The sequence below is a fragment of the Arthrobacter sp. M4 genome, from assembly GCF_020251205.1.
In the GTDB taxonomy this organism is placed as follows: Bacteria; Actinomycetota; Actinomycetes; order Actinomycetales; family Micrococcaceae; genus Arthrobacter.
In genome coordinates this window covers 304877-326333 of sequence record NZ_JAIWYX010000006.1, presented here as the reverse complement: position 1 = coordinate 326333, position 21457 = coordinate 304877, and the positions used below count along the sequence as shown (strand labels likewise).

21 protein-coding genes are annotated in these 21457 nt (G+C 64.3%); 9 read left to right on the top strand and 12 right to left on the bottom strand.

What is annotated here, in order from left to right; genetic code table 11:
* Window positions 1-11: 11 nt before the first annotated feature.
* From LD110_RS13085 to LD110_RS13055, 7 genes are read right to left on the bottom strand one after another with little or no spacing between them, the layout of a single operon-like run.
* Complete coding sequence (locus LD110_RS13085; RefSeq protein ID WP_225499255.1) at window positions 12-857, bottom strand: CoA ester lyase; 846 nt, start codon at window positions 855-857, stop codon at window positions 12-14.
* Window positions 854-1402 carry a MaoC family dehydratase gene (locus LD110_RS13080; protein ID WP_225499254.1) on the bottom strand — a complete coding sequence of 183 codons (549 nt, stop codon included), beginning with the start codon at window positions 1400-1402 and terminating at the stop codon, window positions 854-856. The genes LD110_RS13085 and LD110_RS13080 overlap by 4 nt, the downstream gene beginning before the upstream one ends.
* Complete coding sequence (locus LD110_RS13075) at window positions 1399-2151, bottom strand: CoA transferase subunit B (protein WP_225499253.1); 753 nt, start codon at window positions 2149-2151, stop codon at window positions 1399-1401. Before LD110_RS13075 ends, LD110_RS13080 begins: the two co-directional genes overlap by 4 nt.
* Window positions 2152-2153: 2 nt before the next feature.
* Window positions 2154-2933, bottom strand: coding sequence for a CoA transferase subunit A (locus tag LD110_RS13070; protein ID WP_225499252.1), 780 nt, complete (start codon window positions 2931-2933; stop codon window positions 2154-2156).
* A gap of 25 nt (window positions 2934-2958) precedes the next feature.
* The gene (locus tag LD110_RS13065) at window positions 2959-4122 is read right to left on the bottom strand and encodes an acyl-CoA dehydrogenase family protein (protein ID WP_225499251.1); all 1164 of its coding nucleotides are present in this window, start codon (window positions 4120-4122) and stop codon (window positions 2959-2961) included.
* 10 nt (window positions 4123-4132) lie between these two features.
* A complete protein-coding gene (locus LD110_RS13060) occupies window positions 4133-6358 on the bottom strand; it encodes a biotin carboxylase N-terminal domain-containing protein (protein ID WP_225499250.1) in 2226 nt (741 codons plus the stop codon).
* 17 nt (window positions 6359-6375) lie between these two features.
* Window positions 6376-8001, bottom strand: coding sequence for a carboxyl transferase domain-containing protein (locus LD110_RS13055; protein ID WP_225499249.1), 1626 nt, complete (start codon window positions 7999-8001; stop codon window positions 6376-6378).
* Window positions 8002-8144: 143 nt separating this feature from the next.
* On the opposite strand from LD110_RS13055, the gene LD110_RS13050 reads away from it, so the two are divergent.
* Window positions 8145-8762, top strand: coding sequence for a TetR/AcrR family transcriptional regulator (locus tag LD110_RS13050; protein ID WP_225499248.1), 618 nt, complete (start codon window positions 8145-8147; stop codon window positions 8760-8762).
* A 92-nt stretch (window positions 8763-8854) separates the two neighbouring features.
* On the opposite strand, the gene LD110_RS13045 is transcribed toward LD110_RS13050, so the two are convergent.
* From LD110_RS13045 to pdhA, 3 genes are read right to left on the bottom strand one after another with little or no spacing between them, the layout of a single operon-like run.
* Window positions 8855-10315, bottom strand: coding sequence for a dihydrolipoamide acetyltransferase family protein (locus LD110_RS13045; RefSeq protein ID WP_225499247.1), 1461 nt, complete (start codon window positions 10313-10315; stop codon window positions 8855-8857).
* On the bottom strand, window positions 10312-11322 hold the full coding sequence (locus LD110_RS13040) for an alpha-ketoacid dehydrogenase subunit beta (RefSeq protein WP_225499246.1): 1011 nt from the start codon (window positions 11320-11322) through the stop codon (window positions 10312-10314). The genes LD110_RS13045 and LD110_RS13040 overlap by 4 nt, the downstream gene beginning before the upstream one ends.
* Complete coding sequence (gene pdhA / locus LD110_RS13035) at window positions 11322-12527, bottom strand: pyruvate dehydrogenase (acetyl-transferring) E1 component subunit alpha (protein ID WP_374200337.1); 1206 nt, start codon at window positions 12525-12527, stop codon at window positions 11322-11324. The genes LD110_RS13040 and pdhA overlap by 1 nt, the downstream gene beginning before the upstream one ends.
* 216 nt (window positions 12528-12743) lie before the next feature.
* Here pdhA and LD110_RS13030 point away from each other — a divergent pair, with 216 nt between their 5' ends.
* From LD110_RS13030 to LD110_RS13015, 4 genes are all read left to right on the top strand, one after another.
* Window positions 12744-13217 (top strand): Lrp/AsnC family transcriptional regulator, encoded by a 474-nt coding sequence (locus LD110_RS13030; protein WP_225499245.1) that lies wholly within the window; start codon window positions 12744-12746, stop codon window positions 13215-13217.
* Window positions 13218-13398: 181 nt separating this feature from the next.
* Window positions 13399-14007: a hypothetical protein gene (locus tag LD110_RS13025; RefSeq protein WP_225499244.1), complete on the top strand. Its 609-nt coding sequence runs from the start codon at window positions 13399-13401 to the stop codon at window positions 14005-14007.
* Window positions 14008-14171: 164 nt separating this feature from the next.
* Window positions 14172-14576: a DUF4383 domain-containing protein gene (locus LD110_RS13020; protein ID WP_225499243.1), complete on the top strand. Its 405-nt coding sequence runs from the start codon at window positions 14172-14174 to the stop codon at window positions 14574-14576.
* A gap of 93 nt (window positions 14577-14669) precedes the next feature.
* The gene (locus tag LD110_RS13015) at window positions 14670-15269 is read left to right on the top strand and encodes a hypothetical protein (protein ID WP_225499242.1); all 600 of its coding nucleotides are present in this window, start codon (window positions 14670-14672) and stop codon (window positions 15267-15269) included.
* A 50-nt stretch (window positions 15270-15319) separates the two neighbouring features.
* Here LD110_RS13015 and LD110_RS13010 read toward each other — a convergent pair whose 3' ends face one another.
* Both LD110_RS13010 and LD110_RS13005 read right to left on the bottom strand, forming a co-directional pair.
* Window positions 15320-16927: a cation acetate symporter gene (locus tag LD110_RS13010; RefSeq protein ID WP_225499277.1), complete on the bottom strand. Its 1608-nt coding sequence runs from the start codon at window positions 16925-16927 to the stop codon at window positions 15320-15322.
* 5 nt (window positions 16928-16932) lie between these two features.
* Window positions 16933-17313: a DUF485 domain-containing protein gene (locus LD110_RS13005; protein ID WP_225499241.1), complete on the bottom strand. Its 381-nt coding sequence runs from the start codon at window positions 17311-17313 to the stop codon at window positions 16933-16935.
* Between the two features lie 198 nt (window positions 17314-17511).
* On the opposite strand from LD110_RS13005, the gene LD110_RS13000 reads away from it, so the two are divergent.
* The 4 genes from LD110_RS13000 (at window position 17512) to LD110_RS12985 (ending at window position 21438) form a co-directional block, all read left to right on the top strand.
* Window positions 17512-18771, top strand: coding sequence for a sensor histidine kinase (locus LD110_RS13000; RefSeq protein WP_225499240.1), 1260 nt, complete (start codon window positions 17512-17514; stop codon window positions 18769-18771).
* Window positions 18772-18870: 99 nt separating this feature from the next.
* Window positions 18871-19587: a LytTR family DNA-binding domain-containing protein gene (locus tag LD110_RS12995; protein WP_225499239.1), complete on the top strand. Its 717-nt coding sequence runs from the start codon at window positions 18871-18873 to the stop codon at window positions 19585-19587.
* Window positions 19584-19940, top strand: coding sequence for a hypothetical protein (locus LD110_RS12990; RefSeq protein WP_225499238.1), 357 nt, complete (start codon window positions 19584-19586; stop codon window positions 19938-19940). The genes LD110_RS12995 and LD110_RS12990 overlap by 4 nt, the downstream gene beginning before the upstream one ends.
* Window positions 19941-19947: 7 nt before the next feature.
* A complete protein-coding gene (locus LD110_RS12985; protein ID WP_225499237.1) occupies window positions 19948-21438 on the top strand; it encodes a cation acetate symporter in 1491 nt (496 codons plus the stop codon).
* The last annotated feature ends 19 nt before the right edge of the window (window positions 21439-21457 follow it).

Below are 21457 nucleotides of genomic sequence, written 5' to 3'. Positions count from 1 at the left end.
GTGAGGCGGCTTCAGCGGCTGGCAGTAAGCCCGGCCCGGCGCAACGTGGCTTCGGCGTGCTTTAGCACCGGCTCGTCAACCATGGCACCGCGATACTGGAACACTCCGGTGCCGGCGGCGGCCGCCGCGTCAAGCAGCTCCCGGGCCGCGGTTACGGCTCCCTCCGAGGGACGGTAGGCGTCACGGACTACGGACACCTGGCTGGGGTGGATACAAGCCTTGGCCCCGAAGCCGCTCGCTGCCGCGTCGCGGGCCTCAATGCCAAGCCCGTCGAGGTCCGGGATGGCAACATAAACGGCGTCGATTGCTTCTTTCCCAGCGGCTTTGGCCGCCAGCAGCACCGATGATCGGGCGTGCAGCGCTACGGCACGGTAGCCGCCGTCGTCGTTCCTGCTGGAGGTGCCGCCGAGGGTGGCCAGCAGGTCCTCGGCGCCCCACATCAGGGCGACAACGTTGGGTTCGGCGGCGATGGCGGGAGCGTTCAGAACGCCGACGGCGGTCTCGCAGAGGGCAATGACGTGATAGTCCTTCAGGGCTTTCACATCCGCGGGGCTTTGCGTCTTGGCGAGCATCACGGTCTGGTACGGAGTGTGTGCCAGGCAGTGCAGGTCCTTGTCGAACTCCCCCGTCCCTGCCGGGTTGACCCTGATGATGGTTCGGCTGGGGTCAAGTTCCGGGCTGTCGCTGTCGGCGCCGAGCTGGGCAAGGATAGCTCCCCGGGCCCGTTGCTTTTCGGACGGCGCGACGGCGTCCTCCAGGTCGAGGATGACAGCATCAGACCGTTCGGCGGCTTTCTGGTACCGCTCGGGACGGTCGGCGGGACAGAACAACAACGCGGGGCCCATCGTGAACGTCATGTACTGATTGTCCCCTCTTCAGCCGCTTCGTGCGCGGACTTGGTCCACATCAGGCAGCTCCTGGTTGCCAGCGCCACAACAATGCCGTCCTGGTTGCGTCCGGTGTGCCGCAGGGTCACCACCCCCTGGCCGGGGCGCGACGACGACAATCGCCGCTCGGTGACAACGGTCTCCGTGTAGAGGGTGTCGCCATGGTAGAGCGGGTGGGGGAAAGAAATATCGCTGAGGCCGAGTTGCGCCACGATGGTGCCCTGGGTCAGTTGCGTGACCGACTGCCCCACCATGGTGGCCAGCGTGAACATGGAGTTGACCAGCCGCTGGCCGAAGGGCTGCCCCGAGCTCCACGCGGCGTCGAGGTGCAGGGCCTGTGTGTTCATGGTGAGGGTTGTGAACAGGACATTGTCTGCCTCGGTAACGGTGCGGCCCGGCCGGTGGGCGTACACCACGTCCTCTTCCAATTCGTCGAAATACAGCCCGCGCTGACGGACCACCTTCGGCTGGCTTGCTTCGGTTGCGGCCTGGGGCGTCGCGGGCTTGTCCGTCATACGGTCAGTTCCTGGTCCTCTTCAAAAACTTCGACGCCGGTGGCCGCGGCGACGTCTTCGGCTGAGACGTTGGGGGCGAGTTCGCGCAGCACCAGCCGGGACTCGTTGCCCTCCGTGACGACGTCGATCACCGCCAGGTCCGTGATGATCCGGTCGACGCAGCCCTTGCCCGTCACGGGCAGCGAGCATTCCTTGACAATTTTGGGCCTGCCGCTGCGATCGACGTGCTCCATCATCACGATGACTTTTTTCGCCCCGAACACCAGGTCCATGGCTCCGCCCATGCCCTTGACCATCTTGCCGGGGATCATCCAGTTGGCCAGGTCGCCGTTTTCTGCCACTTCCATTGCTCCGAGCACGGCAACATCCACGTGGCCGCCGCGGATCATGCCAAACGAGGTGGCTGAGTCGAAGAACGCGGCACCGGCGTTGACCGTCACCGTCTCCTTGCCGGCGTTGATGAGGTCCGGGTCCACTTGGTCCTCGCGCGGATAGGGACCGACACCCAGGATGCCGTTCTCCGAGTGCAGGATCACCTCGACGCCTGCCGGAATGTAGTTCGGAATCAGGGTCGGCATTCCTATGCCCAGGTTGACGTACTGGCCGTTCTCCAATTCCTGGGCCACCCGGGCCGCGAGTTCGTTGCGGGTCCACCCCTTGCCGCCGGGATGCCCCTCGGCCGCTCGACGGTATTCATGGCGAACTGCTTCCGGGCGGGGAGGAAGGTCCGGGTTGCTGTTCGACTCCATGGTTACGCTCCTGCCTGCTCTGTGTTCGGTGACGGGAGGGACACCGTCCGCTTCTCTATCCGCTTTTCGACATCCGGTGCGAGGACTACCCGCTGGACGAAGATGCCGGGAGTGTGGATGTGTTCCGGGTCGAGCTCCCCGGGTTCCACCAATTCCTCAACTTCGGCGATGGTGATTTTGGCGGCCATGGCGCACAGCGGGTTGAAGTTCATTGCGGTGGCGTGGAAAACCAGGTTGCCGTGCCGGTCACCTTTCCAGGCGTGTACCAGCCCAAAGTCGGGGGTTAGCGACTCCTCCAGCACGTAGTCGGTGCCGTTAAAGGTGCGCACTTCCTTGGCTGCGGAAGCGATCGCGACCCCGCCATCGGCGTCGTACTTTTGCGGGAGGCCGCCCTCGGAGACCTGCGTTCCAACTCCTGCCTTTGTGTAGAAAGCGGGGATGCCGGCTCCGCCGGCGCGCAGCTTCTCGGCCAGCGTTCCCTGCGGGGTGAGGACCACTTCCAGCTCGCCGGCGAGGTATTGCCGGGCGAATTCCTTGTTCTCGCCCACATAGGAGCTCACCGTGCGGCGGATGCGGCCGTCCCCGAGGAGGATGCCCAGCCCCCAGTCGTCCACCCCACAGTTGTTGCTGACGGTCTCAAGGTCCGTAGTTCCCTGCGCATGGAGGGCGTCGATAAGGGCGACGGGGATGCCGCACAGTCCAAAGCCTCCGACGGCGAGGGAGGCACCGTCGGGTATGTCTTTGACTGCCTCTGCGGCACTGGCAACAACCTTGTCGATCATCGTCGATCCTTCCTCCGTTGCGGGGTTAGAGACCCAACTCCCGGGCAATGAGCATCAGTTGCACCTCGGTGGTGCCTTCCCCGACCTCAAGGATCTTCGAGTCGCGGTAGTGGCGTGCCACCGTGAATTCGTTCATAAAGCCATAGCCGCCGAATACCTGGGTGGCATCCCGCGAATTGTCCATGGCTGCCTCGCCTGCGACCATCTTAGCGATGGCCGCCTGCGTCTTGAACGGCTTGCCCGCCAGCATTCGCGCAGCCGCGTCGTAGTAAGCCAGGCGCGCCGTGTGCGCCCTCGCCTGCATGCGCGCGATCTTGAACTGGATGGCCTGGTATTCGCCGATCTTGTGCCCAAAAGCCTGCCGTTCCTTGGCATACTTCACGGACAGGTCCACGCAGCCCTGGGCCGCGCCGGTGGCCAGGGCCGCGATCGCGATCCGGCCCTCATCCAGCACGGACAGGAAATTGGCATATCCGCGGCCGCGCTGGCCCAGCAGGTTGGCCTCCGGAACGCGCACATCGCTGAGGGTCAGTGGATGGGTGTCAGAGGCGTTCCAGCCAACTTTGTTATAGGCCTTCTCCGCGCGAAAACCGGGCGTGTCGGTGGGCACCAGAATCGTAGAAATCTCCTTCTTGGCTTCTCCGCCCGGGGCCTCGTTTTGCCCGGTCACAGCAGTGACGGTCACCAGGCGTGTGATGTCGGTTCCCGAATTGGTGATGAATTCCTTGCTGCCGTTGATCACCCAGTGTCCGTCCTCGAGCCGTGCTGTGGTTTTGGTTCCCGATGCGTCTGAGCCAGCCTCGGACTCCGTTAGCCCGAATCCTGCGATGGCCTTCCCCGCAGCGAGGTCGGGAAGCCACTGCTGCTTCTGATCCTCGGTACCAAATCGGTACACGGGCATGGCGCCCAATGACACCCCTGCTTCCAGGGTGATAGCCACGGATTGGTCAACGCGGCCAAGCTGCTCCAGTGCCAGCGAGAGGGCGAAATAGTCGCCACCCATCCCGCCGTACTCCTCCGGGAAAGGCAGGCCGAACAGACCCATCTCCCCCATCTGCTTGACTACCTCGTACGGAAAACTGCGTTCCTCGTCGTGGCGGGCGGACACGGGTGCCACCACTTCGTCGGCGAACTCCCGTACGGTGTCGCTGAGGTCCTGGTAGTCCTCGCTGAGCTCAAAATCAGGCATGCTGCTTCCTTCAGTCCTGAAGGGCGGCCACGGCGCCGCCGGTTTCGGGGATGGTTGTGGAAAGAACGACGCCGGAAGGGTCACCGGAGTCGGTTTGGGCCGGGTTTGCCGGGACAGGGTTTGCCGGGGCAGTGTGGATGGTGGCGACCACCTGATCGGCCTTGACCAGGTCCCCGGTGCGCACGGCAATGTGGACCGTTCCGGCAATCGGCGCAACCAGCCGGTGCTCCATCTTCATGGCTTCAACGGACACAAGCACCTCACCTGCGTCCACCACGTCACCATTGCCCACGCCAATGGAAACCACGGTTCCCGGCATTGGCGAGCGCACCTGCGGGTCGGCAGCGCCTTCCACCCTGCCGATTGCCGCCAGCTTTCGTCGCAGCCGCTCCTCACGGCTGGGGAGGCCGAGGCTAACTGCCCAGCCGGCATTACCGAGCCATAGTTGGGACGGTGCCGGGGCCGCGGAGCCAAGGCCTGCATCGCTCGAGCCAAGCTGTACGGCCGGCACCGCGACAGCGAAAGTGATGGTCCCGCCGTCGAACTCCAGGGCCATATAGCCGCTGTTGCCGGGCCCGGGAAGGCCTGGCTTCAGGGACGCCAGGTGAGCCGGACCGCCGTCCACCGTTATCTGAAACTCTCCCGCCTGATCGGTGCGGGACACCCGCAGGTCCTTGATACCGCCGTCGGGCGTTGCTATGGCGACGCGACGCGGTGCCGGTGCGCCCAACCGCCAGCCGTCTCGATGGTGCCACGGACCTCGGCCCCGCTCGGCGTCCGCCGGACCTTCCATGGACAGGGCGTACAACGCTGCAGCGGCCACTTCGGAGTCGCCAAGCTCGCGAAACCCCAGGCCCGGCAGCTTCCGTTCGATGAGGCCGGTGTCGAGATGGCCGGAGCGGACGTCGTCGTCGTTGACCAGCAGCCGCAGGTATTCCACATTGGTGTCCACGCCCAGCAGCGTGTACCTTCCCAAGGCTTCATCCAAGGCACTGAGCGCTGCCGTGCGGTCAGCTCCCCAGGCGATGACTTTCGCCACCATGGGGTCATAGTCACTGCTCACGCCCTGGCCCTGTTTCACCCCGGAATCCACCCGGATCCGTGTGTCGGCGGGCCCACCGGCGTGGCTATCCGGCTCATCCAGGAACAGAACGGTCCCCGCCGACGGAATGAAACTCCGCCGCGGCACTTCCGCGTACACGCGCGCCTCAGCCGCGTGCCCGGACAGTTCGACGTCGGCCTGCGCCAGCGTGAGCCGCTCCCCCGCCGCTATCCGCACCTGCCACTCCACCAGGTCGACGCCCGTCACCATCTCCGTCACCGGGTGCTCCACCTGGAGCCTGGTGTTCATTTCCATAAAAAAGAACTCGTCCGGGTGCTCGTCGGACACCAGGAACTCCACGGTTCCCGCGCCGCTGTAGTGCACGCTCCGGGCCGCATTGCAGGCGGCCTCACCCAGTCGGTCTCGTAATGCTGCCGGATCCTGCGCCGCTTCCACCAGAGGTGACGGGGCCTCCTCGATCACTTTCTGGTGCCTTCGCTGAAGCGAACATTCGCGCTCGCCAAGGTGGATGACGTTCCCGTGGTTGTCCGCGAGGACCTGGACCTCGATGTGCCGGGGCGAACGCACCAGCCGTTCCAGGAACAATGTGTCATCGCCAAATGCACCGGAGGCCACACGTCTGGCCGCGGCGAGTTCGTCCATGAGGTCTTCGTGGCGTTCTACTATGTGCATTCCCTTGCCACCCCCGCCTGCCGAGGGTTTGATCAGCAGCGGATACCCAACACGCCGGGCGGCGACTTCCAATTCGTCGTCGTTCATCCCGGGTCGCGCAATGCCCGGCACCACCGGCACGCCGTGCGATGCAACGTGGTTCTTGGAGCGAATCTTGTCCCCCATCACCGCAAGCGCCTCAGGTCCGGGACCGATGAAGACGATGCCGGCCTCTTGCAGGGCGCGCGCAAAAGTGGAGTTCTCGCTCAGGAAGCCATAGCCGGGGTGGACTGCCTCAGCTCCGCTCGCGCGGCAGGCACGGATAATCGCCTCGATATTGAGGTAGCTTTCCGCGGCAGGTGCCGGGCCTAGCCGGACAGCGGCGTCAGCCTCGCCTACATGCCGGGCATTGGCGTCGGCGTCGCTGTAGACCGCGACGGCACGAATGCCCATGGACTTGAGCGTGCGGATAACGCGGCAAGCAATCTCGCCACGGTTTGCAACCAAAACAGTTCGGAACATTTCAGGGCCCATTCCGTTCACATCCTGAAAACGCCGAAGGAGGTGTCCGGAAGCGGGACCCGGGACACGACGTCGAGGGCGAGCCCCAGTACGGTCCGTGTGTCAGCGGGGTCGATCACGCCGTCGTCCCACAGCCTGGCGGTGGAATAGTACGGGCTGCCCTGTTCCTCGTACTGCTGCCTGATGGGGGCTTTGAACGCCTCCTCTTCTTCTGCCGGCCAGTCAGTGCCGGCGGCGTCGAACTGGTCCCGCTTGACGGTGGCCAGCACGCTGGCCGCCTGGGCTCCGCCCATCACGGAAATCCGGCTGGCCGGCCACATCCACAGGAAGCGCGGCGAGTAGGCACGGCCGCACATCGAGTAGTTACCTGCGCCAAAGGAGCCTCCGATCACCACAGTCAGTTTGGGCACCCGCGCGGTGGCCACGGCGGTCACCATTTTGGCGCCGTTCTTGGCTATGCCGCCGTGTTCGTAATCCTTGCCGACCATAAACCCGGCCAGGTTTTGGAGGAAGATGAGCGGAATGCCGCGCTGGTCGCAGAGTTCGATGAAGTGGGCTCCCTTGAGTGCGGATTCGCTGAACAGGACACCGTTGTTGGCCAGGATGCCCACGGGGTGTCCGTGCAGCCGTGCGAAGCCAGTCACCAGCGTGGTGCCGTAGTTCTTCTTGAACTCGTGGAACGCCGGCCTCCCACCCGGTCCGGGGCCATCCACTATCCTGGCGATCACCTCCCGGACGTCATACGGCGTGTTGAGGTCCGTGGGTACCGCGCCATACAGCTCGGCCGGGTCCGCAACGGGTTCGACGACGGCGGCCACCTCCCACGCCGGCGCGGCCGGCGGCGGAAGCGTAGCCACAATGTCCCGGACGATGTGGAGGGCGTGCTCATCGTTCTCCGCCAGATGGTCGGTGACTCCAGAGACCATGGAATGGACCTCGCCGCCGCCGAGCTCCTCTGCAGTCACCACTTCGCCGATTGCGGCCTTCACCAGCGGCGGGCCACCCAGGAAAATAGTGCCTTGGTTCCGGACGATGACTGTTTCATCGCTCATGGCAGGGACGTAGGCTCCCCCGGCCGTGCAGGATCCCAGCACTGCCGAGATCTGCGGGATCTTGGCGGCAGAGAGCCTGGCTTGGTTGTAGAAGATTCGCCCGAAGTGTTCCCGGTCCGGGAATACCTCGTCCTGGCGGGGCAGGAAGGCTCCCCCCGAATCCACCAAGTAAATGCACGGCAACCTGTTCTCCAAAGCGACTTCCTGGGCCCGGAGATGCTTCTTGACGGTCATCGGATAGTACGTTCCGCCCTTGACCGTGGCGTCGTTGGAGAGCACCATCACGTGGCGTCCGTGCACCAGGCCGATGCCTGCAATGAGTCCGGCTCCGGGCGAATCCCCGTCGTACATGCCGTGGGCAGCCAAAGGCGCCAATTCCAGGAAGGGGCTGCCGTCATCCAGGAGATAGTCCACGCGGTCCCTGGGCAGGAGCTTCCCCCGGGACACGTGACGTTCGCGGGACTTGGCAGGTCCGCCGAGTGCCGCCGTCGAAAGCTTTTCCCGCAGTTCGGCCACGAGGGCCGATTGTGCAACGTGGTTGCTTTGGAACACCTCCGAGGAGGGGTCCACCAAGCTGGTCAAGGTCTCCATCGACTCCCCAGTACCAATTCATCCTGCGCAGTTCAGTTAGTCCCCAATAACTGAAATTTAGGTTAGTCTCTATTAACTGAAATGTCCACGCAGCGGCGGCTCAACCTACAGGCCAGGCCCCCGCGATCGTCCCAAGGAGTCCTGTGGCAGCGCAGCCAGATTCCCAGCGGGAAACCAGCCGCAGCCAGGCGAAGGAAACCCGGCGGAAAGCCCTGTTGTCCGCTGCGGCAGGCCTATTCGCCGAGAACGGTTTCCGCAGCGTGTCGCTGGAGGATCTGGGGGCTGCCGCCGGGGTCAGCGGACCAGCCGTGTACCGGCATTTCCCCGGTAAGCAGGCGGTACTGGGGGAACTGCTGTTGAGCGTCAGCCGCGATCTCCTGGAGGGCGGCCTGGACGTTGTAGACCGGGCCAAGGATCCTGCCGACGCCCTGGCCGGACTAATCCGATTCCATGTGGACTTCGCATTGAACAATCCGGACGTGATCCGGGTCCAGGACCAGGACTTCAGCTCATTGGCGGAAGAGGACCAATCCACCGTCCGCAAATTGCAGGGACGCTACGTGGAAGTGTGGGTTGGCGTGCTGCAACGCCTATATCCTGCGTCCGAGGAAGCCGGGCTTAGGGTGCGGGCCCATGCGGCCTTCGGGCTGATCAACTCCACACCGCACGCACTGCGCAGCCACGGGCGCCGAGTAGCGGCCAGGACTGCCCGTCCCGTCCTGGAACAGATGGCGCTCGCAGCCCTTACCGCTTTCGACTGACGTCTTTCAATCAAGCACTGACGTCTTTCAATCAGCAACGCGGACACGCAAACGGCGGATCCCGGCTGCGGCCGGAATCCGCCGTTGTTTTCTCACACCATCGTCAGGACCATCCCGGGGTCGCGCAACACCGCACCGACGTCCGCCAGGAACCGCGAGCCCTGTTCTCCGTCCACCAGCCGGTGATCGAAGGACAGGCTCAGGGTCATGACCTGCCTGAGGGCTATTTCGCCGTTGTGTTCCCACGGTGTGGGGCGTACGGCACCTATGGACAAGATGGCAGCTTCGCCCGGGTTGAGGATGGGCGTGCCGGCGTCAATGCCAAAGACGCCAATATTGGTGATGGAAATGGTCCCATGCGACAAGTCTTCCGGTGTGCTCTTCCCCGCCCGGGCCGTCTCCGTCAACGATGCGAGCGCCTCCGACAGTTCGAGCAGTCCCATGTCCTGCGCGTCCTTGATGTTCGGCACCAACAGCCCACGCGGAGTGGCTGCGGCAATTCCCAGATTGACGTAGTGGAACTGCACAATTTCCTGGTTCGCGTCATCCCAGTGGGAATTGAGCGTGGGGTTGCGGCGCAGGGCGACGAGCAGGGCTTTAGCCACGAGGGTCAGCGGGGTCAGTTTGTGACCGGCAAACTCGCGGCTGGCCTTCAGGCGCTCCAACAGTTCCATGCCCGCGGTCACGTCTACAGTGAGGAACTCGGTGACGTGCGGTGCCGTGAACGCACTCGAAACCATCGCCGCGGCCGTGTACTTCCGCACGCCTTTGATGGGTGTCCGGGTTTCACGAACGCCCGACGGCGGCAGCGTCACGGCTGCTGCCGGCGGCACCGACGACGGTACGGCCTCAACACCGGGGGCCTTGTCGGCGAAGCCGCGGACGTCGTCGCGAGTGATGAGCCCTCCGTGTCCTGTGCCGGAGACCTCGTGCAGGTCCACTCCGAGGTCCTTGGCGAGCTTCCTGACGGGCGGCGTAGAACGCGGACGGTCGCCGTTGTGGACGGCCGGCGTCGGCGCAGCAGCGGCCGTGGCCGACGCGGCCGGTGCGGCTGGCGTCGGCGCATCAGTGGCCATGGCCGACGCGAAGACCCGCGGCCTGCGGACCGGATGCCCCTCGGGCTCCGGGGCAACGCCGTAGCCCACAAGGTTCGGTTCGCGGCGCGGTAGCGTCGGGGTTGGAGCCCCGCGTTCCACAGGCGAGGTCCCGCCGTCGTCCGCTGCCGCCGCGTCTTCTGCTTCGGCCGTGTCTTTCGCCGCGGCGGTATCTTCCGCCCCGGCGGTATCTTTCACTCCGGCCGCGTCTTCCACTTCAAACGAGACAATCGGCTTGCCAACTTCGACGACGGTTCCCGGCTGCTCGTGCAGGGCGGCGACTACTCCGGCGAATGGTGAGGGGATTTCGACGACGGCCTTGGCCGTCTCTACCTCGGCGATGATCTGGTTCAGCGCTACGGTGTCCCCCACATTGACCTTCCAGCTGAGGATCTCCGATTCCGTGAGTCCCTCGCCGAGGTCCGGCAGCCTGAATTCCTTGATCATGATGGCACTCATCCCTCCAGTCCGCTCAGTGAATTCGGCCGGCCCAGCGCCCGGTCCACGCCGTCCAGGATCCGGTCAAGATCCGGCAGGTGGTGCATTTCGAGCCTGGAGTATGGGTATGGCACGTCGAAGCCAGTGATGCGCACGGGTGCTTCTTCAAGGTAGTAGAAGCACCTCTCGGTGATGCTCGCGGCAATTTCCGCGCCGAGGCCGCCGTACTGCCCGGCCTCGTGGGTGATGACCAGTCGTCCGGTCTTGCGGACGGATGCCTCGATGACCGGGAAGTCAACCGGGGCTAGTGATCGGAGGTCGATGACTTCCACGGAGACGCCCTCATCCTTGGCTGCCAGGGCGGCGTCCCGGGCAGTCTTCACCAGCGGCCCGTAGGTCACCAGCGTGACGTCCTTGCCTTCCGTCACCACGCGGGCCCGTTCCATGGACAGTGCCGTGGAGATGTCCGCCGCCTCATCCACCTCACCCTTGTCGTGGTACCGGCGTTTCGGCTCGAAATACACCACGGGATCGTCACTGGCGATCGCCTGCTGGATCATTGTGTAGGCGTCCTGCGGATTGGACACACTGATCACACGCAGCCCGGAGGTGTGCGTGAAGTAGGCTTCCGGGGACTCGGAGTGGTGCTCCGGTGACCCAATACCGCCCCCAAAGGGGATCCGGATGGTGATGGGCATCTTCACTGAACCCATCGTGCGGTAGTGCAGCTTGGCCACCTGGCTAACGATCTGGTCGAACGCCGGGTAGACAAAGCCATCGAACTGGATCTCGCAAACAGGGCGGTAGCCGCGATAGGCGAGGCCCACGGCTGTGCCGACGATGCCGGATTCAGCCAACGGCGTGTCCACTACCCGATGCTTGCCGAAGTCCTTTTGAAGGCCGTCGGTTACCCGGAAGACGCCTCCGAGCATTCCGATGTCCTCACCGAGCAGCACCACCTTGGGGTCGTTTTCCAGTGCCTTGCGTAGTCCGGCGTTGATGGCGCGGGCAAAGGTGAGCTGTGACATCAGCGGACACCTCCTTCTTGTGTGCCTTCTGCCAATCCACTGCCTGATCCACCAGCGCCGGAACCGCTAAAGGAGGCGAGATAGCGCGAATAGTGGTCTTTCTGGCGTTCTATCCAGGAGTTCGGTGTGCTGTACACGTGCTCGAAAACGTCCATAGGCTGGGGATCCGGCAGGGTGATGCAACTATTGCGCAGATCAGCGCCCACCTGGTCCGCTTTGCGGTCGACGGCGGCAATTTGCTCCTCGGTCAAGGCACCTTTCGCTTCAAGCAGCGTTCGCAGGCGCTTGATCGGGTCCTTCGCTGCCCAGTCTTCCAGCTCGTTCGGATCACGGTACCGCGTGGGGTCGTCCGCCGTCGTATGCGGGCCCATCCGGTACGTGACCGCCTCGATGAAGGTGGGTCCGCCGCCTTTCCGCGCCCGGTCCAGGGCGATGCGGGTGGCGGCCATAACCGCCAGGACGTCGTTGCCGTCCACCCGCATACTAGGAATGCCGAAGCCCACGGCACGGTCTGCCAATTGGATGTGCGACTGCACGGTCACAGGCTCGGAGATGGCCCAATGGTTGTTCTGGCAGAAGAAGACGACGGGCGCTTGGAAGCTGGCTGCGAACACCAAGGACTCGTTGACGTCGCCCTGGCTGGTGGCCCCATCGCCGAAGTAGGTGATGGTGACGTTGTCCGACCCATCGTTCAGGATGCCCATGCCGTACCCCGCAGCATGCAGGGTCTGGGACCCAATAACGATTTGCGGTGTGGCCATCTTGATCCGATGGGGGTCCCAGCCGTAGAGGGCGTTGCCCCGCCAGGTCCGGACGATCTCTGTCAGCCGTGCTCCGCGGCAATAGGCGACGCCGCTCTCCCGGTAGCTGGGGAAGATGAAATCGTCGTCGCGCAATGCGCGCACTGATCCGATTTGGGAAGCTTCCTGGCCCAGCAGGGGTGGCCACAAAGCGAGTTCGCCCTGCCTTTGAAGTGCCGTGGCTTCCTTGTCGATGCGGCGGATGACCACCATATCTTCATACAAAGCTAGCAGTTGCTCGTCGCCAAGATCCTTGATCCAGACGTCGAACTCCGGCCGGTGGACGCGCTCCCCCTCGGGGCTGATCAGCTGGACCAGGTTCCCGCCGGTCCGCAGCGTGCTCCCTGTACCGTTTGCCGGACCTCCGTTGGTGGGGTGGCCGGGGCCCGTCTCTTCCGTCAACACAGTCGATCGCACCTTTTCACGTTGTTGTGCCGGTGAATCCGGGACTTGTGGTCCCTTGATCAGCCGACCACCAGGCGTCTTTGCCCTAGTTAATTGTGACCCTACTCACAATGCTCATTGGGTACAACCACTACAGTGATTCTTGAGCACAATGCCCTGTCTGATATGGCTGCACCGTGCTAATCTTGCGCAATATGCGAAGCTTGGATGGCCATCATGCACACTCTTGACGGGACTGACACTCGGCTCCTGTCTGCCATGGCGAAGGACCCGCGTGGAACCGTGGTTGCGCTTGCCCAGAGGCTGGGACTATCACGCAATACCGTCCAGGCGCGCGTGGCCCAACTGGAAAAGAAGCACGCGTTCCTGTCCTTTGAGCGGCGCATCAATCCCTCGGCACTGGGGTACCCGCTCATGGCATTCATCTCAGTCCACGTCCAACAACAAAAGCTGGGCCAGCTTTCAACGGATCTGGCGGGCATACCCGAGATTCTGGAGGGCTACGGGCTGACCGGCTCCGCAGACTTGTTCCTTCGGGTAGTGGCCGTGGATGCCGAAGACCTTTTCCGAATCAACGGGAAGATCCTGGCGTGCGACGGGGTGGAGCGCACCGATACCGCCTTGGCCATGGGAGAGTTGATCCCCTTCCGTGTACAGCCGCTCCTGGACCGGGGCCCGCGGAATCCCTAACCCGTCGCGGCAAGTGCCACGTTGACAGCTCCCCGTCGCGTCCATCTTCCTGTCGCGTCCCATCGCCGCGCAGCAGACACACGGCGTTAAGCTGTACCTGCATTGACGGCTGTGGGGATCCGATTGGCGCTCCCCCGAACTACAGGGCAGCGGGTTCGAGGGCTGCCGGGAAGGCCTGGCCATGAGCACCCCCAACGAGCCCCGCGAGCCCCGCGACTCCCGCGACGACGCAAAGGAACCCAACGATCCCGACAACGTTGCGGACACCGGCCAATACAGCACTGGCCCATACAGCACAGGCGAATACGGTCCGCCGGGGCCTTACGGCAGACCGTACGGCGCACCGTACCCGGCTCCGCGCAAGAGCAGAAAGGGACTGTGGATTGCTTTGGGCATCGTCGGCGGCGTAGTGGTGCTGGCTGTCATTGGTGTCCTGGTACTCGTCGGACTAATAGGCAACAGCACAGGCAAAGCGCGACAGACCGCCGACGACTTTACGAACCTGCTCATCAAGGGTCGAACGGACGAAGCCTACGACAAATACCTGGACCCGGCCCTCATGGAAAACCTGAGCCGGGAAGACTTCAACTCCGGCATAGCAAGCCTGGCACTCGACGATTCCTGCAAGGCGAACTACGGCATCATCAACGTCAGCTCGCAGAACGGCAACAACGCCGCGGACGTGGCCGGGGACCTTAACTGCTCGGGTAAGACCATTGACCTTGCCTATCGCTTTGAGGGGCGGGACCAGCTCAAGATGATGTCCATCCGTCTCCGTCCCAAGGCCTGATGCCGAAGAGGTAACTGTCCCAGGAGCCCATCCCCGACGCGCCAAAAAAATCTTCCATCCAGACCCATCCACCAGCGCGAACGGTCCGAATGACGTGTGAGAGCCCCGCCCGGGGCCTCGCAGGACGGCCGGCAGGGACCGGCCCCATTGGAAGGTTTGGACCAATGCGCACTTCCCCCAATCGCTTGATCGCCACCGTCTTCGGAGCCGTTTACCTCCTGGTCGGCGTCCTCGGCTTCTTTGTCACGGGAGGGACCAGCTTCTTTGCCACTGAAGGCGCCAACCTGATCATTTTCGCCGTGAACCCGTTGCACAACGTCATCCACCTGGCCATCGGTGCGGCCCTTCTTTACTCCGGCCTCAACGGCGTCACCCTGTCCAGGACAGTGAACTCGACCGTAGGCGCCGTCTACCTATTGGTAGGCATCCTTGGCCTGTTCCTGGTTGGCAGCCCGTTGAACATCATCGCCCTGAACGGAGCAGACAACGTCCTGCACCTGGCCAGCGCCGTTGTGCTGCTTGGTGTGGGCCTGTCCCAGGACAAAGTTCCGGCAACCGCCCGGGCATAGCAACCCGCTGCTGCCTCGGCAACCCGCTACAGTCTCGCCAAGCCCTGTCAGGGGCCGGAGCCAGCCGATAACCAACACGAAGGGACAGGAACCATGAAGGCCTCAGCACGGCCAACACTTCGCGCGGCAGCGCTGCTCTTCTTCTGTTTCGCCATCCTGGCCACCGGGATGGTTGAGTTGTCCATCGCCGCTGGCTACCTACTCGGTCCGGTATCCGGGACAGGCACCTCCGTTGCTGCCGGCGCCGCCGCCCTTGTTGCCGGAATTGGGTGTCTGGGATGGTCCCTCACGGGACTGCACAGGGGGTCCATCCCTTATCCCAGGGCAACGGTTCCAGCTCTCGCCGCAACGGCCGCCGTTCACGCGGCAGCCGTTGTTGGCGGCCTTTTCAAGGCCACACCCATTGTCGATGCCGGCCAACTGGCCGCCCTTGCGCTGTGCCTCATGGGTTTGGGCTCAGCCGGTTGGCTTGGCCGGCAGCCTTTGATCAACGACGGCGGCAGGAACAGCCAGCCAAGGACCGGGCGGCTCCTGGCAGCTGCCTTCGCTGCCGCCGTCGTTGTTTCTTCAGTAGCGACGCCGGGACTCGCGGCGTCCTTCGCGGGCCAGCGCGCAGTGCCGCACGGTGGCCACACACAACCGCCACCCGCCGTCGATCCGACCAGCGGCAACTCGGGCCGCCACCACCACTAACAACGGGAGTTTGTGTACAGCTCGTACCTTTTTGTTAGTGGTCCACGTTATTAGTGGTCCACGGCTTTTTCTGCGCCGACTCCGGTGAGTGACCGGACTTCCATTTCGGCTTGCTTGGCCGGGTCCTCCGCACGCTTGTCCAGGACGGTACCGAGGTAGCCAAGGAGGAAGGCCAACGGGATGGACACAATGCCAGGATTGCTCAGCGGGAAGAAGGCGAAGTTGGCCGCGGGGATCATCGAAGTCTTGGCGCCGGACACCACCGGGGAGAAGGCTATGAGGATAATCGCTGAAGCCAGGCCACCATACATGCTCCACACCGCTCCCCTCGTGGTGAACCGCCGCCAAAAGAGTGAGTAGACGATGGTGGGCAGATTGGCCGACGCCGCCACGGCGAATGCGAGCGCCACGAGGAATGCGACGTTCTGCCCGTTGGCGAAAATGCCGCCGAGGATTGCCAGGATACCGATCACCACCACCGTACGCCGAGCCACCTTCACTTCCGTTGCCGGGTCGGCGCCGCCCTTTGCGATGACGTTCGCGTAGATGTCGTGCGCAAAGGAGGCCGCGGCTGTGATGGTCAGGCCGGCAACGACGGCCAGAATCGTGGCGAAGGCCACCGCGGAGATAAAGCCAAGCAAGAGTGGCCCGCCCAAGTGGAAGGCCAGGAGCGGAGCAGCCGAGTTGACGCCGCCGGGGGCCGATTTGATGGTGTCGGCACCCACCAGCGCTGCGGCGCCATAACCCAGGACCAGCGTGAACAAATAGAACAGGCCGATTAGCCAGATGGACCAGACCACGGACTTGCGTGCTTCCTTGGCCGTCGGAACCGTGTAGAAGCGCATCAGTACGTGGGGCAATGCCGCCGTGCCGAGCACCAGGGCGAGTCCCAGCGACATGAAGTCGAGCTTGCTGGTGTCGCTCTTGCCGTACTGGAGGCCTGGGTTCAATACGTTCGGATTGTTCGCCGCTTCAGCGGCGGAACCAAGCAGGTTGGAAAGGTTGAAACCGTAGATGGACAGGACCCACAGCGTCATCACGGCGGCACCCGCGATCAGGAGCACGGCCTTGATGATCTGCACCCAGGTGGTGCCCTTCATCCCGCCGATAAGCACATACAGGATCATGAGGGCACCGACAACGATGATCACCAGTGACTGGCCGCCCCAATCACTGATGCCGAGCAGCAGCGAGATCAGGCTTCCCGCACCAGCCATCTGGGCCAGCAGGTAGAAGAAGCACACGGCTAGCGTGGACAGGGCTGCAGCAATCCGCACCGGGCGCTGGCGGAGGCGGAAGGAGAGCACATCCGCCATGGTGAACTTGCCAGTGTTGCGCAGCAGCTCTGCCACCAGCAGGAGCGCCACCAGCCAGGCAACCAGGAATCCGATGGAGTAGAGGAAGCCGTCGTAGCCGTTGATGGCGATGGCTCCGGTGATGCCCAGGAAGGACGCCGCAGAGAGGTAGTCTCCCGCGATCGCGGTTCCGTTCTGTGATCCGGTGAAGGAGCGCCCGGCGGCGTAGTAGTCAGCCGCGGTCTTGTTGTTCCGGCTGGCCCGGAACACAATCACCATGGTGACCAGCACGAACAGGGCGAAGATCCCCATGTTCAGCAGGGTGGTGTCCTTCAGGGCCGAGACGTTGACCATGGGTACCATGCCGCTCACCGCCCCTGCCTGGCTGCCGCGCCAGTCTGCATGTCATGCTCATGGCCCTCGATCTCCGTACGGATTTCCTGGGCAATGGGGTCAAGCCGGCGGTTGGAATAGCTGACGTACCAGGCTGTGATGCCAAAGGTCGAGACGAACTGCAGCAGGCCCAGGATGAGGCCTACGTTGACGTTCCCCCACACCTTGGTGGACATGAATCCCACCGCGTAGTCGGCCAACAGCACGTAGGCGAAGTACCAGAGCAGGAAGGCTACGGCCATTGGAAAGACAAAGCTGCGGTGACGCTTGCGCAGTTCCCGGAAGCGCGGCGTCTGCTGGACCTCTTGGAAGTCCACGGACACACCAGTGTCCGGCATGTGGGCGTCATTACCCATAATTCCTCCTGTAGTGAGAGACCACCGGCAGGGCCCGACGTACCATTCCAATCGCCCGCCAGTGTGATTGTGATCACTATTCATCGGACCGGGCCGTGGCTTCCAGAGCCCGCACGATCACCGTCGCCAAGCGGCCTCCGTCCTGCGCCCAACGGCAGGTCCAAGACCACGGAACACGCGGGAGGCTACGCTGGCCTCATGCCGGATTCACCACTACTAACGGGCGCGACCGTCATCGTGGCGATAGCCCTCGTGATCCTGGCGATCGCCGCCGTCGTCGGGGTTGGACTGAAGGTGATCCGCGCTTTCCGTGACCTGGGCAGCGACGCCGAACAAGCCACCTACCGGACACTGCATGCGGCATCGCGGGCGGGCAAATCCCTCCGTAATGGCCTGGAGCCGTCAGGCGCCGCAAGGGCGGGCCGCCAGTTGCGGTCCATCCTTGGCTGCGACGGCCTGGCTATCACTGACACCGACGGTGTCCTGGCCTGGGACGGCGGTGCCGAAGAACTGCGCCCGCACCTGATGGAGCTGGCGGCGGGACCGCTCGACGACGGTCACACGGCAGTGTTACCCGCCTCCGCCCTCCGCCACGCTCACCTCGCCCCGGCGACGGGGCCTACCGCCCCAAGCCCGGGCGGCACGGCGTCCGCGGATTTCGGAGCTGTCATCGCGCCGATCCGGGTAGGTTCACGGGTTGTCGGCTGCGTTGCCGCCTTCTCTGCCGTCAAGGCCGGATCCCCCGGTGCCGGGCTGGTCCGCGCCACAGGCGAGGTTGCCGATTGGGTTGCCGCCCAGGTTGAACTGGCCGAGCTGGACGCTTCCCGGAGGTTGTTGGTGGAAGCCGAAGTCCGTTCACTCCGAGCCCAGATCAGCCCGCACTTTATCTACAACTCCCTCAATGCGATTGCCTCGTTCATCAACACCGATCCTGCGCGGGCGAGGGAGCTGGTGGTCGAGTTCGCCGATTTCACGCGGTATTCATTCCGCCGGCACGGTGACTTCACCACCCTTGCGGAGGAACTGCGGTGCATCGACCGTTACCTGCTCCTGGAACGTGCCCGTTTCGGTGACCGGGTCCAGGTCAGCCTGCGGATTGCCCCGGAAGTGCTGGGCACCGTCATCCCCTTCCTGAGCCTGCAGCCGCTTGTGGAGAACGCCGTGCGGCACGGGCTCGAAGCCAAGGAAGGGCCCGGGCATATCACCATTTGCGCCAACGACTCCGGGGCTTTCGCCGAAGTCACCATCGAGGACGACGGCGTTGGCATGGATCCGGAAAAGCTTCGGGCAACGCTGGCAGGACACAACGACGGCGAACACGTTGGGCTCCGCAACGTCGATGCACGGCTGAGGCAGGTCTACGGCGACGATCACGGACTGGTCATCGAAACGGCACCGGGCGAAGGCACGTTGATCACCATGCGCGTCCCAAAGTCCCAGCCCGGCCACGACGCCTGAGCCTGACGCCCCGGCCGAGTGGGGGCCCGGCCCGAGTGGGGGCCAGGCCCGAGTGGTGGCCCGGCAACTGCCCCAGCTGCCCGGCGCTACGCTAGGACAATGATCAATGTGCTCGTCGCCGATGACGAGATTCCGGCAGTGGAAGAACTTGCCTTCCTCCTGGGCCGTGACGAACGGATCGGCACCATTTACCGCGCGTCCTCGGGCACCCAGGCCCTTCGCGCACTCGAAGCCGAACCGGTGGACGCCGTTTTCCTCGACATCCACATGCCCGTTGTCTCCGGGCTGGAAATCGCCCGGGCCATCGCCCGCAGTGGGCAACAGCCCGCCGTCGTCTTCGTCACCGCGGATGAGGACTGTGCGCTGGAGGCTTTTGAACTCGCTGCGGTGGATTACCTGCTCAAGCCCGTCAGGGCGGAACGGCTGGCCAAGTCCGTGAGCCGCATCTGTGAGCTCCGGGAAGGCAGGGACGCTCCGGAGATGATCACCGTCGACCAAGGCGGCACCACGCGCATGATCCGGCGCGACGACATCAGCTACGTGCAGGCGCAGGGCGACTACGCCCGGCTCCACACCGCCGAGGCCAGCTACCTCATCCGGGTTCCGTTGAGCGATTTGGAGCAGCAGTGGGCAGACGCCGGTTTCATCCGGATCCACCGGTCCTACCTGGTGTCGCTCAACCACGTCGGGAACATCAAGCTTGCCGCGACAGGCCCCAGCGTGCGCGTGGCCGGGACGGAACTACCCATTAGCCGCCGGCATTTGCCCGCGGTTCGGGAAAAGCTTGAGGCTACGCGCGTGCGGCCGCAACTATGACCCGCGTGAGGGTGACGGCTCCGAGGACCGCGGCGCGTCCAACCCCGCGATTGTCCGCGTCGTCGCCCGCGCTGGAATCCGAAGTTGGCCAGGTCTACGTCCGGTCCCTCATCCGTTCGCAACTTCGGCTCGCCGTGGTGGTGGCCTGCGGTTTCCTGGTGGTCTTGACTGCCTGCGGGCTGCTGATCGGCCTTGTGCCGGGAATCGCTGAGGCCGAGTTGCTTGGCGTCCCCTTCGCCTGGCTGCTGCTGGGGGCGGGCCTCTACCCCGTGATTGGCCTGAGCGCCTGGCTGTACAACCGGGCCGCTGCCCGGAACGAGGCGCGCTACCGCGACCTGGCCCAGGACGGGTGAGACTCCGGTGAGTCCCGCCGTCGGCATCGCCGCCTTTGTCCTGGTTTCCGTCGCGACGGCGGTTGTTGGGTTTTATGGGCTGCGCATCTCGCGCACTACCGGGGATTTTTACGTCGCTTCGCGGACCGTCCGGCCGTGGTGGAACGCCTCGGCGATCGGCGGCGAGTACCTCTCCGCGGCGAGCTTCCTGGGCGTTGCCGGGCTGATCCTGTTGTCCGGGACGGACGCCTTGTGGTTTCCGGTCGGTTATACGGCCGGGTACTTGATGCTGCTGCTTTTCGTTGCCGCGCCGCTCCGGCGCTCGGGCGCCTACACCATCCCGGATTTCACGGAGGCCAGGCTGGAATCCCGTGCGGTTCGGCGGGTCACGAGCCTTGTAGTGGTGGCTGTCGGGTGGCTCTACATCGTGCCGCAGCTGCACGGGGCCGCCCTGACCCTACGCATCACCACGGGGCTACCGTCCTGGCTGGGCTCGCTGGCCGTGGTCTCCGTGGTTTGCCTCACCGTGGTGGCGGGCGGCATGCGGTCCATCACGTTTGTGCAGGCGTTCCAGTACTGGCTGAAGCTGACAGCACTGGCCGTTCCGGTGGTCTTTGTGCTGTTGTCGCTGGCCGGGAACAACACCCCGCCGGTGGCTGACGCAGCATTGAACCCCACCTCGCTTCCGACTGCGGGCGCCTACCAAAACATATCCCTTATGGTGGCACTCTTGTTCGGCACGCTCGGACTGCCGCACGTGCTGGTGCGGTTCTACACGAATCCGGATGGCAGCTCTGCGCGGCGGACCACATTGATTGTGCTTGGGCTTTTGTCCGTGTTCTATTTGTTCCCCACCGTGTCCGGACTCGTGGGCCGAGTCTTCGCCCCGGAACTGGCCGACGGTGGCCGCGCCGACGCGCTGGTCCTGCTCCTTCCGGGACGGTTGGTGGGCGGTCCTGCCGGAGAACTCCTGTCCGCCCTGGTGGTGGCCGGAGCCTTCGCAGCGTTCCTCTCCACGACGTCAGGGTTGGTGGTCTCCTTGGCCGGCGTCATCAGCCAGGACGTCCTGGGCGGCAGCGTGGCTGGCTTCCGCCTGGCCGCGGTCCTGGCTGCCGTAGTGCCATTCGGCTTTTCCCTGGCCAGCGATTCCCTTGCCCTGGCCGGCAGCGTGGGCCTGGTTTTCGCCTTCACAGCCTCCACGATTTGTCCGGCACTCCTGCTTGGAATTTGGTGGCGGGGACTTACCGACGCCGGCGCCATAGCCGGAATGGCCACCGGCGCCTTGCTCTGCGGCGGGGCCATGGTGACGGGAACCGTCATGGGTTCGACGACGCCGGGCTGGCTGGCCCAGCCTGCAGCCTGGACAGTGCCTGCAGCCTTTGGGGTGATGGTCCTGGTTTCCCGCGCCACCAAACGGCGCGTGCCGGCATCCGTCACGAGGATCATGACCCGACTGCACGTGCCGGAACGAAAGCTGGCAACCGAACGCACCTTCGTGCCCGGGACCTCTGGGCGCTAGGGCGGCCTACCGCTTCTGG

Excerpts from the sequence above, each read along its gene's own strand:
- LD110_RS13085 (WP_225499255.1), bottom strand. The coding sequence starts at position 857 with ATGACGTTCACGATGGGCCCCGCGTTGTTGTTCTGTCCCGCCGACCGT.
- LD110_RS13080 (WP_225499254.1), bottom strand. The coding sequence starts at position 1,402 with ATGACGGACAAGCCCGCGACGCCCCAGGCCGCAACCGAAGCAAGCCAG.
- LD110_RS13075 (WP_225499253.1), bottom strand. The coding sequence starts at position 2,151 with ATGGAGTCGAACAGCAACCCGGACCTTCCTCCCCGCCCGGAAGCAGTT.
- LD110_RS13070 (WP_225499252.1), bottom strand. The coding sequence starts at position 2,933 with ATGATCGACAAGGTTGTTGCCAGTGCCGCAGAGGCAGTCAAAGACATA.
- LD110_RS13065 (WP_225499251.1), bottom strand. The coding sequence starts at position 4,122 with ATGCCTGATTTTGAGCTCAGCGAGGACTACCAGGACCTCAGCGACACC.
- LD110_RS13060 (WP_225499250.1), bottom strand. The coding sequence starts at position 6,358 with ATGTTCCGAACTGTTTTGGTTGCAAACCGTGGCGAGATTGCTTGCCGC.
- LD110_RS13055 (WP_225499249.1), bottom strand. The coding sequence starts at position 8,001 with ATGGAGACCTTGACCAGCTTGGTGGACCCCTCCTCGGAGGTGTTCCAA.
- LD110_RS13045 (WP_225499247.1), bottom strand. The coding sequence starts at position 10,315 with ATGAGTGCCATCATGATCAAGGAATTCAGGCTGCCGGACCTCGGCGAG.
- LD110_RS13040 (WP_225499246.1), bottom strand. The coding sequence starts at position 11,322 with ATGTCACAGCTCACCTTTGCCCGCGCCATCAACGCCGGACTACGCAAG.
- LD110_RS13030 (WP_225499245.1), top strand. The coding sequence starts at position 12,744 with ATGCACACTCTTGACGGGACTGACACTCGGCTCCTGTCTGCCATGGCG.
- LD110_RS13025 (WP_225499244.1), top strand. The coding sequence starts at position 13,399 with ATGAGCACCCCCAACGAGCCCCGCGAGCCCCGCGACTCCCGCGACGAC.
- LD110_RS13020 (WP_225499243.1), top strand. The coding sequence starts at position 14,172 with ATGCGCACTTCCCCCAATCGCTTGATCGCCACCGTCTTCGGAGCCGTT.
- LD110_RS13015 (WP_225499242.1), top strand. The coding sequence starts at position 14,670 with ATGAAGGCCTCAGCACGGCCAACACTTCGCGCGGCAGCGCTGCTCTTC.
- LD110_RS13010 (WP_225499277.1), bottom strand. The coding sequence starts at position 16,927 with ATGGTACCCATGGTCAACGTCTCGGCCCTGAAGGACACCACCCTGCTG.
- LD110_RS13005 (WP_225499241.1), bottom strand. The coding sequence starts at position 17,313 with ATGGGTAATGACGCCCACATGCCGGACACTGGTGTGTCCGTGGACTTC.
- LD110_RS13000 (WP_225499240.1), top strand. The coding sequence starts at position 17,512 with ATGCCGGATTCACCACTACTAACGGGCGCGACCGTCATCGTGGCGATA.
- LD110_RS12995 (WP_225499239.1), top strand. The coding sequence starts at position 18,871 with ATGATCAATGTGCTCGTCGCCGATGACGAGATTCCGGCAGTGGAAGAA.
- LD110_RS12990 (WP_225499238.1), top strand. The coding sequence starts at position 19,584 with ATGACCCGCGTGAGGGTGACGGCTCCGAGGACCGCGGCGCGTCCAACC.